Raw genomic sequence first — 14,372 nt, 5'->3', positions numbered from 1 at the left:
TTTACGCCTCTTCTTCTTTAGGAAATTCGGGCAGCCGCCCGTCTCGCGAGCGCGCCCATAACTACAAAATTGCGGTTACGCTAGTTTCGCCTTCACCTCGTCGGCGACGTTCTGCGGCACTTCGTCATAATGCGAGAACTGCATCGTGTACTGCGCACGTCCCTGCGTGAACGAACGCAGCTGGTTGACGTAGCCGAACATGTTGGCCAGCGGCACGATCGCCTCGACCACCTGCGCGTTGCCGCGGCTGTCGGTGCCCTGGATCTGGCCGCGCCGGCTGTTGATGTCGCCGATCACGTCGCCGAGATAATCTTCCGGCGTCACAACCTCGACCTTCATCATCGGCTCGAGGATCTTGATCCCGGCCTTCTGCGCAGCTTCGCGCATCGCGCCGCGGCCGGTGATTTCGAACGCCAACGCCGATGAGTCGACGTCGTGATACTTGCCGTCGATCAGGTGAACCGCGAAGTCGACGATCGGGAAGCCGATGAGCGAGCCGGTCTCCGCAGTCTCGCGGAAGCCCTTCTCGACCGACGGGATATATTCGCGCGGGATATTGCCGCCCTTGATCTCGTCGACGAACTGGAAGCCGGTGCCGCGCTCGCCCGGAACGACCTTCACCTTCACTTCGCCGAACTGGCCGGAGCCGCCCGACTGCTTCTTGTGGGTGTAGGTCAGCTCGACCGGCTTCGCGAGATACTCGCGATAGGCGACCTGCGGAGCGCCGACATTGGCCTCGACCTTGAACTCGCGCTTCATGCGGTCGACGAGAATCTCGAGGTGGAGCTCGCCCATCCCCTTGATGATCGTCTGGCCCGATTCATGGTCGGTGGTGACGCGGAAGCTCGGATCTTCGGCGGCGAGGCGGTTGAGCGCGATGCCCATCTTTTCCTGGTCGGCCTTGGTCTTGGGCTCAACCGCGACCTCGATGACCGGATCCGGGAATTCCATCCGCTCGAGAATGATCGGAGCATTTTTGGCGCACAGCGTATCGCCGGTCGTGGTTTCCTTGAGGCCCGCCAGAGCGACGATATCGCCGGCATAAGCCTCTTCGATGTCCTCACGGCTGTTCGCATGCATCAGAAGCATGCGGCCGACCTTCTCGTCCCGGTCCTTGACCGAGTTCAGGTACGAACCCTTGCTGAGCTTGCCCGAATAGATGCGGGCAAAGGTCAGCGAACCGACGAACGGGTCGTTCATGATCTTGAACGCAAGCGCGGCAAACGGCGCATTGTCGTCGGCCGGACGCGAGTCCTCGATTTCCGTGTCGGGCTTCACACCCTTGATCGCCGGAACGTCGATCGGGCTCGGCATATAATCGACCACGGCGTCGAGCAGGGGCTGGACGCCCTTGTTCTTGAAGGCCGAACCGCACAGCACGGGAACGAACGCGCGCTCGAGCGTACCCTTCCGGATCAGCCGCTTGATGGTCGCGACGTCGGGCTCTTCGCCTTCGAGATAGGCCATCATGACATCGTCGTCCTGTTCGACGATCGTCTCGAGCAGGTCGTGGCGATACTGAGCCGCCTTGTCGGCAAGGTCGTCCGGGATGTCGACGTAGTCGAACTTCGCGCCGAGGCTCTCGTCCTTCCAGACGATGCCGCGGTTGCTGACGAGGTCGACGATGCCCTTGAGGTCGCTCTCCGCGCCGATCGGCAGCGTGAGGACCAGCGGCTTCGCGCCGAGACGGTCGATGATCGACTGGACGCAGAAGTAGAAATCGGCGCCGGTACGGTCGAGCTTGTTGATGAAGCACATCCGCGGAACGCCGTACTTGTCGGCCTGCCGCCAAACGGTCTCCGACTGCGGCTCAACGCCGGCAACGCCGTCGAACACCGCAACCGCGCCGTCTAGCACGCGCAGCGAACGCTCGACTTCGATGGTGAAGTCGACGTGGCCCGGGGTGTCGATGATGTTGATCCGGTGCTCGGGGCCCTGGCCGTCCTCGGCCTTCCAGAACGTCGTCGTTGCCGCCGACGTGATGGTGATCCCGCGCTCCTGCTCCTGCTCCATCCAGTCCATGGTCGCCGAGCCCTCGTGGACTTCGCCGATCTTGTAGGACTTGCCGGTGTAATAAAGGATGCGCTCGGTCGTCGTCGTCTTGCCGGCGTCGATGTGCGCCATGATGCCGATGTTGCGATAGCGTTCGAGCGGATGGCTGCGGGCCATTTTCACAATTTCCTTAGCGATGTGGGGAGCCAGCGGACCCGGCTTCCCCAAATATAGGTACGATTTCTACCAGCGGTAGTGGCTGAAGGCGCGGTTCGCTTCGGCCATGCGGTGCGTGTCTTCGCGCTTCTTGACGGCGTTGCCGCGGTTTTGCGCGGCATCCATCAGCTCGCCCGAAAGACGGCCGGCCATGGTCTTCTCCGAGCGCGAGCGCGCAGCGGAGATGAGCCAGCGGATAGCAAGCGCCTGGGCGCGCTCCGGACGAACCTCGACCGGGACCTGATAGGTCGCACCGCCGACGCGGCGGGAACGCACCTCGATGCCCGGCTTCACATTGTTCAGCGCATCGTGGAACACGCCGATCGGCTCACGCTTCAGGCGAGTTTCGACATTGTCGAGAGCGCCGTAGACGATGCCTTCGGCGACCGACTTCTTACCGTCGAGCATGACCGAGTTCATGAACTTGGACAGGACGACATCCCCGAACTTCGGATCGGGAAGGATTTCGCGCTTTTCTGGGCGACGACGACGAGCCATTGGATAATTCCTTTCTCTTCAGCCGATCCGGAACCCGTCCGGGGCTTACTGCTGTCGATTATTTGGGACGCTTGGCGCCGTACTTGGAACGCGACTGGCGGCGATCCTTCACACCCTGGGTGTCGAGCACGCCGCGAAGCACGTGATAGCGAACGCCCGGAAGGTCGCGCACACGGCCGCCGCGGATCAGCACGACACTGTGCTCCTGGAGGTTGTGGCCTTCGCCGGGGATATAGCTGATCACTTCGCGCTGGTTGGTCAGACGGACCTTGGCCACCTTGCGCAGCGCCGAGTTCGGCTTCTTCGGGGTCGTCGTGTAGACACGGGTGCAGACACCGCGCTTCTGCGGGTTCTGCTCCATCGCAGGGACCTTGGACTTGGCCTTCTGCGGTTCGCGACCCTTGCGGATCAGCTGGTTAATCGTTGGCATGAAGCCCTTCACCTTTCGTTGCCGGAAAGCCCGGCGGTTACTTTGCTCAACACAAAAAGCGCGACGCCCAAGCAGCCTAAGGCCGCCCGGCCACGCGCAGATTGAGCAATGTTCAGCTCTTGCCCGGCGATTAGTCGCGCGGACGGCGGCCACATAGCGAGGGGGCGCTGAACGGTCAACCGGACCAGGCGTAACAATCGGAACCCGTCGGATGGCGACTCGTTCGCGGTTGCGGTGTATGCGGATCTGGCGGCCGCCGCCATGAGGAGGAACCGATCATGATGAACCTGTTCGTCGCCATGAGCATGAGCACTGCTTTGCTGCCCGGCATGCCCGCGCCGGAAGCTTCGCCAAGCGCCCTTTATTGCCTGCGCATGGAGCCGATCACCGGAACGCGCATCGGAACCATCGAATGCCGGACCCGCGACGCGTGGGCCGAGGACGACGTTAATGTCGACGACGAGTGGGCCGAAAACGGCGTGAGGGTGTTGGCCTAACGCAGCCGATGCAGGGCGAGCCGCTCATAATAAGGGCGGCAGCGTTCGGCGAGCCGCCGCGCGTCGTCGGGTAAGGTCGCCGGCTCCGTTTCCGGCGGACCGAAGCCGCTGCTCTTTTCGACCGCGCCATACCAGTGCGGCGCCCACGGTCCGTCGGTCGAACGCCGTCCCGGCACCCAGCTGAGCATTGCATCGTCCCACGGAATATCGAGGGCGACACAAAGCGCCGACAGCACCCCGGCCGGGTTCGCCAGCACGTCGTTGGCGTCGACCACCGGCGGCGCATGGCCGAGGCGGTCGGCCTCGCGGTCGAAGAATTCAGCCTGACGGTCGAGCCCAAACCCTTCGAATTCCGCGCCCTCGCGCTTCTTGAGGTAGGAGGCGATCATCCGCTCCGGCTCGCGGATCAGGAAGGCGTGGGTGAAACCCTCGAAGTCCTCGTAGCCGATCGGCCCGGTCATGTGGTGCCACATGTGCTTTTGGTACCAGATCGGCTGTCCATCCGGCGGCGGGCCGCGGAGCGACGCCATGACGCTCGACCAATCGCAGTCCATGGCCGAGATCACCTCGTCGCGCATCGGGTGGTCGGCACCCGCCTCCTTCAGGAAGCAGCCGTAGAAAGGCTCGTCCGAAACGAACGTGTCCGAGCGGCTGCCAAAGCTTCGCATCATCGCGGTGGAGAGGTTTCGCGGACCCGACCACATCGCGATGCGCGTGGTCACGGCCGCTTCTGCTCCTCCGCGTCGCGATCGACGCGTTCGGCGTAGAGTTGCTGCAGCCGCTCGACCATCGGGCCGCGGCAGGTCAGCTGCCGACCGTCGATCTCGCGCACCGGCACGATGCCCGCGAAGGTGCCGGTGACGAAGGCTTCGTCGGCGCCATAGACGTCGGTCAGCGAGAAGTCCTTTTCGATCGCCGGGATACCGGCTTCGCGGGCGATCTCGAGCACCAGCTGGCGCGTGATCCCGCCGAGGCAATATTTGCCGCTCGACGTCCAGATCTCGCCTTTGCGGACGATGAAGAAGTGGGTCGAGTTGCACGTCGCGACGAAGCCGTGCGGGTCGAGCATCAGCGCTTCATCGGCCCCGGCCTGCGTCGCCTGGACCGAGGCGAGGATGCAGTTGAGCTTCGAATGCGAGTTGATCTTCTGGTCCTGGACCGCGGGGTCGCCGCGACGGACGTGGACCGTGAACAACTTGAGCCCGCGCTCGTACACGGCCGGATCCGGTTCTTTATACTCGGCGATGATCACCACCGTGGCCGGTGTGAACACGACGCGCGGGTCCTGGTACGGAGTCGAGCGAACCCCACGCGTGACCATCAGCCGGACGTGACCCCCATCCTTCATGTCGTTCACGTCTAGCGTCTCGTAAAGGCGCCGCGTCAGCTCCTCGCGGGTAAGCCCCACGTCCATCGCGATCGCCTTGGCGCCTTCGAACAAGCGGTCGAGATGACGGCCGAGGAAGCCGAGCTTGCCCTTGTGGACCCGCAGGCCCTCCCAAACGCCATCGCCGAGCATGAAACCGCTGTCGAACACCGAGACCATGGCCTCGGAGCGCGGCTTCAGCTCGCCATTGACGTTGATCTGGATCGACGCGTTCCGCGGGTCGGAAACGTCGTGCATCGACTTTGCCATGGCGGATCGATGAAGCGCATCGCGGCGCTTGGCAACTATGGTCAGCCCTTCACGGGGTCATGCCCCCAGTTCATCAGGCTGTACCGCCAGCGCGACGTGTAGATGTTGTCGGGCCGCTGCGCGGAATGGCGGCGAATAAAGCCGATGACCTTGCGCATGTGCGCATAGTCTTCGTCGTCCAGCTGCGCGGCTTTCTTGCGGAGGATCCCGACAATCCGGCGGCCACTGGCGTGACCGACGCTCTCGTGTGCCGCGCCGTCCTTTCCCTTCCAACCGACCGCGCGGCTCTCCTCGGTCTCAAGCCACTGCTCGATCTCCGAAGCAGTCATGTTGACGAGTGAATGGAAATTGCGTCGGATCTCCGCGCGGTCCGCTCCAGCCACCTGCTACTAGCTCTTGAGCTGCTTGGCGGCACCCTGGAGCGGGCGAATGAATAAGCGTCGGACTTGCGGCCAGGTCTCGTGGGCCTCCTTTTCGACTTCGCTCACGATGCGCTCGACATCCCCCGCGGTGATGCTGTCGCGGAAATCGACGCTCATCAAGGCGGTGACCTGGTCGGGAGAGGAATGGACCGTCAGCACGTGCCCCACACCCACGATTCCCTTCTTGCCGCAAGCGAGCTTTCGCAAACCTTCGACGAGCTCCGGATCCGCGGCCTCGCCGATCAGCAGGCCCTTGGATTCGTAAGCAAGCAGGCAGGCTGTCACGCCGAGAATGATCCCAATGACGATCGACGCAGCACCGTCAAAGAACGGGTCACCGGTCAGCTGGGACAAAGCCAGGCCTATCCCGGCCGCGACGATGCCGGCCATCGCTGCACCATTTTCAAGCAGGACGATGAACGACGGCGGGTCCTTTGAATCGCGGATCGCCTCGAGCCAGCTCAGGCTCCCCTTGGCGGCCTTGAATTCCTTGAAGGCCTCAAGCGTCGACCATCCTTCGAGCAGGAAGGCAATGACCAGCACTGCATAAGCAATGAGCGGTGACACCGCCGGCTCTGGATGGGCGATATGTATGATGCCTTCGTAGATCGACACGCCGGCGCCCAGCGAGAAGACCAGGACGGCAACGACGAAGCTCCAGAAGTAAAGCTCGCGCCCGTAGCCCAGTGGATGCTTGCGGTCCGGGGGACGCTTTGACGCGTGCCGGCCCCACATCAGCAGCAGCTGGTTGGTGGAATCGACGACGCTGTGCACGCCTTCGGTCAGCATCGCCGATGATCCGGTGACCATCGCCGCGGCGAATTTGGACGCGGCGATGCCGAGGTTCGCGAGGAGCGCGATGACGAGCGTCCGAGTGCTGGTGGTCGGCGCGCTCACTGCGCGGAATGACCCTTCACCAGGACGCCGCCCTTGATGACCGCATCGACATGCTCAAGCACGGCGACGTTCTGGAGCGGATCGCCGCGAACCGCGATGATATCTCCCCAGGCGCCTGGCTGAATCGTGCCGACGTCCGGCCGGCCGAGCGCTTCCGAAGCGCTGGTAGTCGCTGCGCGGATCGCCTGGATCGGGGTCATTCCCCACTGCACCATCTTGGCGAACTGCTTGGCGTTGTCGCCGTGCGGATAGACCCCGGCATCGGTCCCGAACAGCATCTTCACCCCGGCGCGCACGCCACGTTGGAAGGTCTGGCGCTGCTTGAGGCCGATCGCCTTTTCCTTGTCGAGGCTCTCCTGCTCGGTCCCGTTCGAGGTGCCAGTCGCGAGAATGTAGTCGTCGTTATAGATATCCATGTCGAACCAGGTGCCGTGCTGCTTGGCGAGCTGGATCGTGGCGTCGCTAGCAAGGCTTGCGTGTTCGATCGTGTCGATGCCCGCGAGGATCGCGTCGTGGATGCCTTCGTCGCCATGCGCGTGCGCTGCGACCCTGAGGCCGAGCATGTGAGCCTCGTCGGCGATCGCCTTCATCTCGGCGAGGCTTAGCTGCTGCGCGCCGACGCTGTCGCCCAGCGAGAACACGCCCCCGGTCGCGCAAATCTTGATCACTTCGGCGCCATATTTGTGGAGCCAGCGCACCTTCTCGCGCGCATCCTCCGCGCCGCTGATCACCGACGGGCCTTTCTTGTCGTAGTAGGGCGGCAGGCCCGTATCGTCACAATGCCCGCCGGTCGCGCCAATCGCATAGGTTGCGGGCACGATCCGCGGACCCTGGATCCAGCCGCCGTCAATCGCCTGCTCCAAGGCAACATCGTCGAAGTCGGAAGAGCCGACGTTGCGCACGGTGGTGAAGCCGGCGTTCAACGTCTTGACCGCATTGGCGACGCCCACGGCGGTCCAGAAGTTGTCGGTGTACTTGAGGCCCTGATAGCCGCCGACCTCGGCCAGGCTGGTCAGGTGGACGTGCATGTCGATCAGGCCCGGAAGCAGGGTCTCACCGGGAAGATCGATCTGCCTGGTGCCCGCCGGAAGCTGCATCGACGCGAGGTTGCCGATCTGCTGGATGCGGCCATCGTCGCCGATCACGATCGCCGGATGATCCACGTATCGGCCGGTCGTGACGTCGAGCATCCGGTCGGCGGTCACCACGGTCGTAGCGCCTGCGGGCACAGCGAGTGAAATCGCCGCGGCTGCGGCCAGCAACATGCATCTCATCAGTATAGCCCCCGGTCAGATGTGGATGACTCGCCCGAACGCGGCGAGGACGCTTTCGTGCATCATTTCAGACAGAGTCGGATGCGGGAAGACGGTCTGCATGAAATCGTCCTCGACCAGCTCCGCTGTCTTGCCGATCGTATAGCCCTGGATCAGCTCAGTGACTTCCGCACCGATCATGTGCGCGCCCAATAGCTCGCCAGTCTTCGCATCGAACACGGTCTTCACGAAGCCGTCGACCTCACCGAGCGCGATCGCCTTGCCGTTTCCGATCGCCGGGAACTTGCCGACCTTGACCTCGTAGCCCTTTTCCTTGGCTGCGGCCTCGGTCAGGCCGACGGAAGCGACCTGCGGGCGGCAGTAGGTGCAGCCGGGGATGTTCTTCGGGTCGGTCGCGTGCGGATGAGCATCCTTGTTGCCGAGCTCCTTCGCGATCGCTTCGGCCGCGGTGACGCCTTCGTGGCTAGCCTTGTGCGCGAGCCAGGGCGGCGCGGTGACGTCGCCGATCGCCCAGACGCCCGGAACATTGGTGAGGCACATCGGGTCGGTGTCGATGTGACCCTTGGTGGTTTTCACGCCGAGCGCCTCCAGCCCAATATTTTCGGTATTCGGCACGATTCCGACCGCGACGATGCAGTGGCTGAACTTATGGTCGGCCGACTTGCCGTCGCTGGTCTTGATCTTCGCGGTCACGCCCTTGCCGTCGGCGGTCAGGCTCTCGACCCCAGCCGAGGTCAGGATGGTCAGCCCCTGCTTAGTCATGCTCTTGGCGAGCTGCGCGCTGACGTCAGCGTCCTCGACCGGAACGATGCGGTCGAGCATTTCGACCACCGTCACCTTGGCGCCGAGGTCGGCGTAGAAGCTCGCGAACTCGATCCCGATCGCGCCCGAGCCAATGACCAGCAACTCGGTCGGCATTTCCGGCGGAGTCATGGCGTGGCGGTAGGTCCAGATGCGCTTGCCGTCGGCCTTGGCGAACGGCAGGTCGCGCGCCCTCGCGCCGGTCGCGACGATGATGTGCTTGGCGGCGAGCTCGGTCGCCTTGCCATCCGCGCCCTTGACCGACAGCTTGCCCTTCCCGGTAATCGCGCCCTCGCCCATCACGACATCGATCTTGTTCTTCTTCATCAGGTGCGTGACGCCCTGGTTCAATTGCTTGGCGACCGCGCGGCTGCGCGCAACGACCTTGGCGAGATCGAACGACGGCTTTTCGTTGGAAAGACCGTAAGCGTGGGCGTGGGTCATGTAGTGGAACACTTCGGCCGTGCGCAGCAGCGCCTTGGTCGGGATGCAGCCCCAATTGAGGCAGATGCCGCCCAGCAACTCGCGCTCGACGATTGCGGTCTTGAGGCCGAGCTGCGCGGCTCGGATCGCGGCGACATAGCCGCCGGGCCCGGAGCCGAGGACGATCAGGTCGTAAGTGTCAGCCATTCTATTCTTCCTCTGCCGCGATCTCGCGCGGCTTTCCTGCTTCGTCGAGCGCGACGAAGGTGAACTCGCCCTCCGCCACAAGGGTTTCAAGGTCTCCGTCCCGCTCGCGTGCCAGCGCTTCGGCCTTGAGGCGAAGCGATGTGCGCCCCTGCTTCAGAAGTTCGACGTAAACGCTGAGCTCATCACCGACCGCCATCGCGCCAGGAAACTTGACCTGGTCGGCCGCGACGAGGATCGCTTTCCCGGCCGTCCGCCGCGAGGCGAAGGAGCCGCAAGCGAGGCCCATCTGGCCCATCAGCCAGCCGCCGAACACGCCGCCATAAGGGTTGGTGTCGGCGGGCATGGCGGTGACACGGATCAGGGGCGTGCGGGCGGTCACCGGAACAACCCCAGCCGGCTGCCTTCGAGGACTATAAGCCAGAAGGGAAACCACCACATCAGCGCAGCCATCCGAAGCGGTCTGCCGGAGCCACGACGCGTCGCAAACGCGAGTAGCACAGCTCCTACGCCCCAAATCGCAGCGCCACACGACCAACTCAGTGGAAAGCCCTTCGCCCCTCCAACGAGGCCTTGGGCTGCCAGTACGCCGACGGCGAGCAACATTGCAGCGCCAAAGAACAGAAGAAGCAGGGAGGTGGAAGGCTGCTCTCTTCGGCCACTTGCCCATTCAGCGCGAATGGGTTCGCTCAAGCCAGCATCCCCAGAGGGTTCTCGACCAGCTCCTTGAAGCGCTTCATCAGCTTGGCGCCGTCGGCACCGTCGATGGCGCGATGGTCGAAGCTGCCGGTTGCCGACATGATCGTCGCGATCTGCAGCGAGTCATTGATCACGTAGGGCCGCTTCTCGCCCGCGCCGATGGCCATGATCATGCCCTGCGGCGGATTGATGACGGCTTCGAACTGCTTGATCCCGAACATGCCCATGTTCGACAGGCTCGCGGTGCCGCCCTGATACTGCTGCGGCTGGAGCTTGCCGTCCTTGGCGAGGGCCGCGAGCTCCTTCATCTCGGTCGAGATGGCGGAGACGCTCTTGCTGTCCGCGCCGACGATGATCGGCGTGATGAGGCCAGCGGGAATCGACACCGCCACCGAAACGTCGGCGCGGCTGTATTTCAGCATGTGATCGCCGGCGAAGGCGACGTTGCATTCCGGCACGTCGATCAGCGACTGGGCAAGCGCCTTGATCAGCAAATCGTTGACGCTGAGCTTCACGCCGCGGCTTTCGAGACCCTTGTTGAGCTCGCCGCGAAGCTTGAGCAGCGCATCCAGCTGGATGTCGACGGTCAGGTAAATGTGCGGGACCTGCTGCTTCGCCTCGGTCAGGCGGCGCGCGATGGTCTTGCGGATGTTGGAGAGCTTGACCTCTTCGTGCGGGATCGCCTGCTCGATCACGCCGGGCATGACCAAATGCCCGGCGGCGGCTGGAGCTGCAGTGCCAGCCGGAGCAGCAGCCGCGGGCGCCTTGCCGGCGGCGGCGTCGATGTCGGCGCGGACGATACGTCCGCCGGGGCCGCTGCCCTGGATCGAAGAGAGATCGATATTCTGCGCCTGGGCCAGCCGCTTGGCGAGCGGCGACGCCTTCACCCTGTCGCCCTCGGTGCGCGGCGGGGCGGCGGGCGCAGCGGGTGCCGCGGGCGTTTCGACCGGCGCGGGCGCTGGCGGCGCCTTCGGAGTCGCGTCCGCCTTGGGCGGTGCAGGCGCCTTGGGCGGAGCCGGGGGCGCGGTGTCGGCCTTCGGCGCCGCGGCGGACGCATCTTCGCCTTCGCCGGCGAGGATCGCGATCGGCGCGCCGACCTTCACGCCTTCGCTGCCTTCAGGAACCAGGATCTTCGCGATCTTGCCCTCGTCGACCGCCTCGAACTCCATCGTCGCTTTGTCGGTCTCGATCTCGGCCAAGATGTCGCCCGACTTCACGTCGTCGCCTTCCTTGACCAGCCATTTGGCGAGCGTGCCCTCCTCCATGGTCGGAGACAAAGCGGGCATCTTGAGTTCAATGGGCATGGGCTAAGTCCTGAAAGGCTTCGGCGGCTCAAAGCGAATGCGCCGGTCAGGGTCAAGTCTCGGACCAATTCAGCGGGGGCCGCTTGCGCTTATCCGCACTTTGACGCAGCAACCGTCGAAGCATGGGGGCCGCAGGCAAGAAACGCACCTATCTGGTGGTCGTGGACGACAGCGAAGAAGCGCGCGTCGCGCTTCGTTTCGCTGCGCGTCGCGCCGCCAAGACCAGCGGCCGGGTCGAGGTGCTGGGCGTGGTCGAGCCGCAGGATTTCGTGCAGTTCGGCGGCGTCCAGGCGGCGATCGAGGAAGAGCAGCGCCTGCGCATCGAAGGCGTGGTCAGCGCGGCAATAGGCGAGATCCTCGACGAATCCGGGGTCGAAGCGAACATCATCATCCAGCAGGGCGAAGCGGTGAAGACGGTGCGCGACTATGTGAGCGGCCGGCCCGATGTCGCGGCGCTAGTGCTCGGCGCGGCGCCGAGTGGCAATCCCGGAATCCTGGTCGGGAGCTTCTGCGGCAACGGCGCGGGTGAGCTGCCCTGCCCCGTCATGCTGATTCCCGGTTCGCTCACCGACGAGCGGCTCGAGCAACTGAGCTAAAGAACCTTCGCTAGGATTTCCCCGAGCTTCACGCAGCCTGCTTCATCCTCCGCGGTGAAGCGTGCGTGCTTCGGGCTGTCGAGGTCGAGCACCGCTATTAGCTCGCCGTCACGGACGATCGGCACAACCAACTCGCTGTTCGACGCGCTGTCGCACGCGATGTGGCCGGGAAAGGCGTGGACATTGTCGACCCGCTGCACCCGCTTTGTCGCAGCCGCGGTGCCGCAGACGCCCTCGCCGAACTTGATCCGGATGCATGCCGGGCGGCCCTGGAACGGCCCGAGCACCAGCTCGCCGCCGACGCTGCGATAGAATCCGGCCCAGTTGAGGTCGGGCAGCGTCTCCCAGATCAGCGCCGCTGCATTGGCCATGTTCGCGATTCCATCGGGCTCGCCGGCTACCAGCCCCTGAAGCGCCGAAGCGAGGTCGCGGTAGAGCGTTTCGCTATCCCCGGCTGCAATCTTGAAGTCGTACATCAGTCGAAGCTCACCTTTCCGCGCGCCTGCTTGACGGCGCTGCGCTGCTTTTTCTGGTCCACCCGCGCCGCCTTTGCCGCACGGCTCGGACGGGTCGCCTTACGCTTGCGCGGCGCGATATGGGCAGCCGCAATCATTTCCGCCAGCCGCGCCCGCGCATCGGTGCGGTTGGCGTCCTGCGTGCGGAAGCGCCGGGCCGTGATCAGCAATTCGCCGCCGCCGGTGATCCGGTTACCGGCGATGGTCTTGAGCCGCTCGTAGACGTCGGGGTGAAGGCCCAACCGGAAGAGGTCGACGCGCAGCTGGACCGCGGTCGCGACCTTGTTGACGTTCTGCCCGCCGGGCCCGGTCGCGGCGAGGAAGCTCTCGGAGAGCGCATCCTCCGGAATTTGGATGTCCTCAGGTCGCATCGGCCCACTCGGCGAAATAAGATGGCAGCGGCGCGGTCACGTCGATCGCCGACTTTCCTTCCCGTGGGACGACCAGCCGCGATGCGTGGAGCAGCATCGGCCCGCCCGGGATTCCGTAAACACGGTCGCCGACGATTCCGCGGCCGAACGCCTCGCGGGCGTGCGCGCGGATTTGGTGGGTGCGGCCGGTGACCGGGCGAAATTCGACCAATGTGGCGCCATCGCGGACAGCAAGACGCCGCCAGTGCGTTGTCGCTTCAAGCCCATGCTCGTCTTTGACCATCCGCCACCCCGCCTCGGCGCTCGACGTCTTGCCGAGCGGCATGTCGATCGTACCCGCTTCCTCGGCGATCTCGGTTCCGACGACCGCAAGGTAATATTTTTCGACCCGGCGCGCCTCCAGCGCCTGCTGGAACGAGGCGCGCGCCTTGGGCGAGCGCGCGAACAGCAGGCAACCGCTGGTGTCGGTGTCGAGCCGGTGCATCGGCGTCGGCGGCCGCTTGAAGCCGCAGCGCAATTCATCCAGCCTGGACACGATCGAATCCCCGCCGCGGCGCGGCGTGTCGACCGGCAGGCCGGCCGGCTTGTCGAGCACGATTGCCTCGGCGTCGATGAAGAGGATGCGGTCTTCGAGCATGGCCCGGCCATAGCCGCTGGAAAGCCGTTTGTGACTCCCTTGCAACGAATCCAAGGAATCCAGCGTGTTACACATTATTAACCTTTTCCCTTCAGACATCGAATGGTTAATGGACGCTTCAAGGCCGTTAAGAGCGCGTAACGCTTTCGGCCGGGAACGGGGGAATTAGAGATGCGCGTGCTGCTGATCGAAGACGAGCCGACAACCGCAAAGAGCATCGAGCTGATGCTCGGCACGGAAGGCTTCAACGTCTACACGACCGATCTCGGGGAAGAGGGCCTCGATCTCGGCAAGCTCTATGATTACGACATCATCCTCCTCGACCTGAACCTGCCCGACATGCACGGTTATGACGTGCTGAAGAAACTTCGTACCGCGAAGGTCGGCACGCCGGTCCTGATCCTTTCGGGGATTGGTGAAATGGACAGCAAGGTTCGTGCGCTCGGCTTCGGCGCCGACGATTACGTTACCAAGCCGTTCCACCGCGACGAGCTGGTCGCTCGCATCCACGCGATCGTGCGCCGCTCGAAGGGTCATTCGCAATCGGTCATCCGCACCGGCAAGCTGGCCGTGAACCTCGACGCCAAGACGGTCGAAGTCGACGGCGCGCGCGTGCACCTGACCGGCAAGGAATATGCGATGCTGGAGCTGCTTTCGCTCCGCAAGGGCACGACGCTGACCAAGGAGATGTTCTTGAACCATCTCTATGGCGGCATGGACGAGCCCGAATTGAAGATCATCGACGTGTTTATCTGCAAGCTGCGTAAGAAGCTCAGCCTCGCTTGCGGCGGCGCGAATTATATCGAGACCGTCTGGGGTCGCGGCTATGTGCTGCGCGATCCGGATGAGGTCAGCGAGCCCTTGCCGGAAGCGGCAGTCGCTTAACGATTACGGGGGAGACCCCGGGGGAAGAGAAGCGGGGCCGAAAGGTCCCGCTTTTTTTGTGGATACTTTCCAAAG

The 14,372-nt window shown here is 64.1% G+C and carries 17 protein-coding genes; 3 read left to right on the top strand and 14 right to left on the bottom strand.

Going from position 1 to position 14,372, the window contains the following annotated elements; genetic code table 11:
• Positions 1-75: 75 nt before the first annotated feature.
• The 3 genes from fusA to rpsL all read right to left on the bottom strand — a co-directional run bounded on the left by fusA (position 76) and on the right by rpsL (position 3,136).
• The gene (gene fusA, locus AC4K8G_RS11035; protein ID WP_491734199.1) at positions 76-2,169 is read right to left on the bottom strand and encodes an elongation factor G; all 2,094 of its coding nucleotides are present in this window, start codon (positions 2,167-2,169) and stop codon (positions 76-78) included.
• A 66-nt stretch (positions 2,170-2,235) separates the two neighbouring features.
• Positions 2,236-2,706: a 30S ribosomal protein S7 gene (gene rpsG, locus AC4K8G_RS11030; protein WP_491734198.1), complete on the bottom strand. Its 471-nt coding sequence runs from the start codon at positions 2,704-2,706 to the stop codon at positions 2,236-2,238.
• 58 nt (positions 2,707-2,764) lie between these two features.
• The gene (rpsL, locus tag AC4K8G_RS11025; protein WP_028969180.1) at positions 2,765-3,136 is read right to left on the bottom strand and encodes a 30S ribosomal protein S12; all 372 of its coding nucleotides are present in this window, start codon (positions 3,134-3,136) and stop codon (positions 2,765-2,767) included.
• 278 nt (positions 3,137-3,414) lie between these two features.
• Here rpsL and AC4K8G_RS11020 point away from each other — a divergent pair, with 278 nt between their 5' ends.
• Complete coding sequence (locus AC4K8G_RS11020) at positions 3,415-3,633, top strand: hypothetical protein (protein WP_491734197.1); 219 nt, start codon at positions 3,415-3,417, stop codon at positions 3,631-3,633.
• Here AC4K8G_RS11020 and AC4K8G_RS11015 read toward each other — a convergent pair.
• The 8 genes from AC4K8G_RS11015 to AC4K8G_RS10980 all read right to left on the bottom strand — a co-directional run bounded on the left by AC4K8G_RS11015 (position 3,630) and on the right by AC4K8G_RS10980 (position 11,293).
• Positions 3,630-4,355 (bottom strand): sulfotransferase-like domain-containing protein, encoded by a 726-nt coding sequence (locus tag AC4K8G_RS11015; protein ID WP_491734196.1) that lies wholly within the window; start codon positions 4,353-4,355, stop codon positions 3,630-3,632. The two genes, AC4K8G_RS11020 and AC4K8G_RS11015, sit on opposite strands and share 4 nt — an antisense overlap.
• Positions 4,352-5,269, bottom strand: coding sequence for an aminotransferase class IV (locus AC4K8G_RS11010; protein ID WP_491734195.1), 918 nt, complete (start codon positions 5,267-5,269; stop codon positions 4,352-4,354). The genes AC4K8G_RS11015 and AC4K8G_RS11010 overlap by 4 nt, the downstream gene beginning before the upstream one ends.
• Before the next feature lie 41 nt (positions 5,270-5,310).
• Positions 5,311-5,652 carry a DUF3140 domain-containing protein gene (locus AC4K8G_RS11005; protein WP_491734194.1) on the bottom strand — a complete coding sequence of 114 codons (342 nt, stop codon included), beginning with the start codon at positions 5,650-5,652 and terminating at the stop codon, positions 5,311-5,313.
• A 6-nt stretch (positions 5,653-5,658) separates the two neighbouring features.
• Positions 5,659-6,588 carry a cation diffusion facilitator family transporter gene (locus tag AC4K8G_RS11000; RefSeq protein ID WP_491734193.1) on the bottom strand — a complete coding sequence of 310 codons (930 nt, stop codon included), beginning with the start codon at positions 6,586-6,588 and terminating at the stop codon, positions 5,659-5,661.
• Positions 6,585-7,862 (bottom strand): Xaa-Pro dipeptidase, encoded by a 1,278-nt coding sequence (locus tag AC4K8G_RS10995; RefSeq protein WP_491734192.1) that lies wholly within the window; start codon positions 7,860-7,862, stop codon positions 6,585-6,587. The genes AC4K8G_RS11000 and AC4K8G_RS10995 overlap by 4 nt, the downstream gene beginning before the upstream one ends.
• Before the next feature lie 15 nt (positions 7,863-7,877).
• Positions 7,878-9,293 carry a dihydrolipoyl dehydrogenase gene (lpdA, locus tag AC4K8G_RS10990; protein WP_491734191.1) on the bottom strand — a complete coding sequence of 472 codons (1,416 nt, stop codon included), beginning with the start codon at positions 9,291-9,293 and terminating at the stop codon, positions 7,878-7,880.
• 1 nt (position 9,294) lies between these two features.
• Complete coding sequence (locus tag AC4K8G_RS10985) at positions 9,295-9,672, bottom strand: acyl-CoA thioesterase (protein ID WP_491734190.1); 378 nt, start codon at positions 9,670-9,672, stop codon at positions 9,295-9,297.
• Between the two features lie 307 nt (positions 9,673-9,979).
• Complete coding sequence (locus AC4K8G_RS10980) at positions 9,980-11,293, bottom strand: pyruvate dehydrogenase complex dihydrolipoamide acetyltransferase (RefSeq protein WP_491734189.1); 1,314 nt, start codon at positions 11,291-11,293, stop codon at positions 9,980-9,982.
• Between the two features lie 122 nt (positions 11,294-11,415).
• Here AC4K8G_RS10980 and AC4K8G_RS10975 point away from each other — a divergent pair, with 122 nt between their 5' ends.
• Entirely contained in the window at positions 11,416-11,889 is a 474-nt protein-coding gene (locus AC4K8G_RS10975) for a universal stress protein (protein WP_491734188.1), read from the top strand.
• Here AC4K8G_RS10975 and AC4K8G_RS10970 read toward each other — a convergent pair.
• From AC4K8G_RS10970 to AC4K8G_RS10960, 3 genes are read right to left on the bottom strand one after another with little or no spacing between them, the layout of a single operon-like run.
• Complete coding sequence (locus AC4K8G_RS10970; RefSeq protein ID WP_491734187.1) at positions 11,886-12,365, bottom strand: GAF domain-containing protein; 480 nt, start codon at positions 12,363-12,365, stop codon at positions 11,886-11,888. The genes AC4K8G_RS10975 and AC4K8G_RS10970 overlap by 4 nt on opposite strands.
• Positions 12,365-12,775 (bottom strand): alternative ribosome rescue aminoacyl-tRNA hydrolase ArfB, encoded by a 411-nt coding sequence (gene arfB / locus AC4K8G_RS10965; RefSeq protein ID WP_491734186.1) that lies wholly within the window; start codon positions 12,773-12,775, stop codon positions 12,365-12,367. The genes AC4K8G_RS10970 and arfB overlap by 1 nt, the downstream gene beginning before the upstream one ends.
• Positions 12,765-13,412, bottom strand: a complete 648-nt coding sequence (locus AC4K8G_RS10960; RefSeq protein ID WP_491734185.1) for an RluA family pseudouridine synthase — start codon at positions 13,410-13,412, stop codon at positions 12,765-12,767. The genes arfB and AC4K8G_RS10960 overlap by 11 nt, the downstream gene beginning before the upstream one ends.
• A 171-nt stretch (positions 13,413-13,583) precedes the next feature.
• Between AC4K8G_RS10960 and ctrA the strand changes: the two genes are divergently transcribed.
• Positions 13,584-14,297: a response regulator transcription factor CtrA gene (gene ctrA / locus AC4K8G_RS10955; RefSeq protein WP_491734184.1), complete on the top strand. Its 714-nt coding sequence runs from the start codon at positions 13,584-13,586 to the stop codon at positions 14,295-14,297.
• Positions 14,298-14,372: the final 75 nt, after the last annotated feature.

This window comes from Sphingomonas sp. SP3 (assembly GCF_058514305.1).
This window is presented reverse-complemented; position numbering and strand designations above follow the sequence as displayed.

What these genes read in the sequence shown, in the direction of transcription:
- fusA (WP_491734199.1), bottom strand. Translation starts at nt 2,169, where the DNA reads ATGGCCCGCAGCCATCCGCTCGAACGCTATCGCAACATCGGCATCATG.
- rpsG (WP_491734198.1), bottom strand. Translation starts at nt 2,706, where the DNA reads ATGGCTCGTCGTCGTCGCCCAGAAAAGCGCGAAATCCTTCCCGATCCG.
- rpsL (WP_028969180.1), bottom strand. Translation starts at nt 3,136, where the DNA reads ATGCCAACGATTAACCAGCTGATCCGCAAGGGTCGCGAACCGCAGAAG.
- AC4K8G_RS11020 (WP_491734197.1), top strand. Translation starts at nt 3,415, where the DNA reads ATGATGAACCTGTTCGTCGCCATGAGCATGAGCACTGCTTTGCTGCCC.
- AC4K8G_RS11010 (WP_491734195.1), bottom strand. Translation starts at nt 5,269, where the DNA reads ATGGCAAAGTCGATGCACGACGTTTCCGACCCGCGGAACGCGTCGATC.
- AC4K8G_RS10995 (WP_491734192.1), bottom strand. Translation starts at nt 7,862, where the DNA reads ATGAGATGCATGTTGCTGGCCGCAGCCGCGGCGATTTCACTCGCTGTG.
- lpdA (WP_491734191.1), bottom strand. Translation starts at nt 9,293, where the DNA reads ATGGCTGACACTTACGACCTGATCGTCCTCGGCTCCGGGCCCGGCGGC.
- AC4K8G_RS10980 (WP_491734189.1), bottom strand. Translation starts at nt 11,293, where the DNA reads ATGCCCATTGAACTCAAGATGCCCGCTTTGTCTCCGACCATGGAGGAG.
- AC4K8G_RS10975 (WP_491734188.1), top strand. Translation starts at nt 11,416, where the DNA reads ATGGGGGCCGCAGGCAAGAAACGCACCTATCTGGTGGTCGTGGACGAC.
- AC4K8G_RS10970 (WP_491734187.1), bottom strand. Translation starts at nt 12,365, where the DNA reads ATGTACGACTTCAAGATTGCAGCCGGGGATAGCGAAACGCTCTACCGC.
- arfB (WP_491734186.1), bottom strand. Translation starts at nt 12,775, where the DNA reads ATGCGACCTGAGGACATCCAAATTCCGGAGGATGCGCTCTCCGAGAGC.
- AC4K8G_RS10960 (WP_491734185.1), bottom strand. Translation starts at nt 13,412, where the DNA reads ATGCTCGAAGACCGCATCCTCTTCATCGACGCCGAGGCAATCGTGCTC.
- ctrA (WP_491734184.1), top strand. Translation starts at nt 13,584, where the DNA reads ATGCGCGTGCTGCTGATCGAAGACGAGCCGACAACCGCAAAGAGCATC.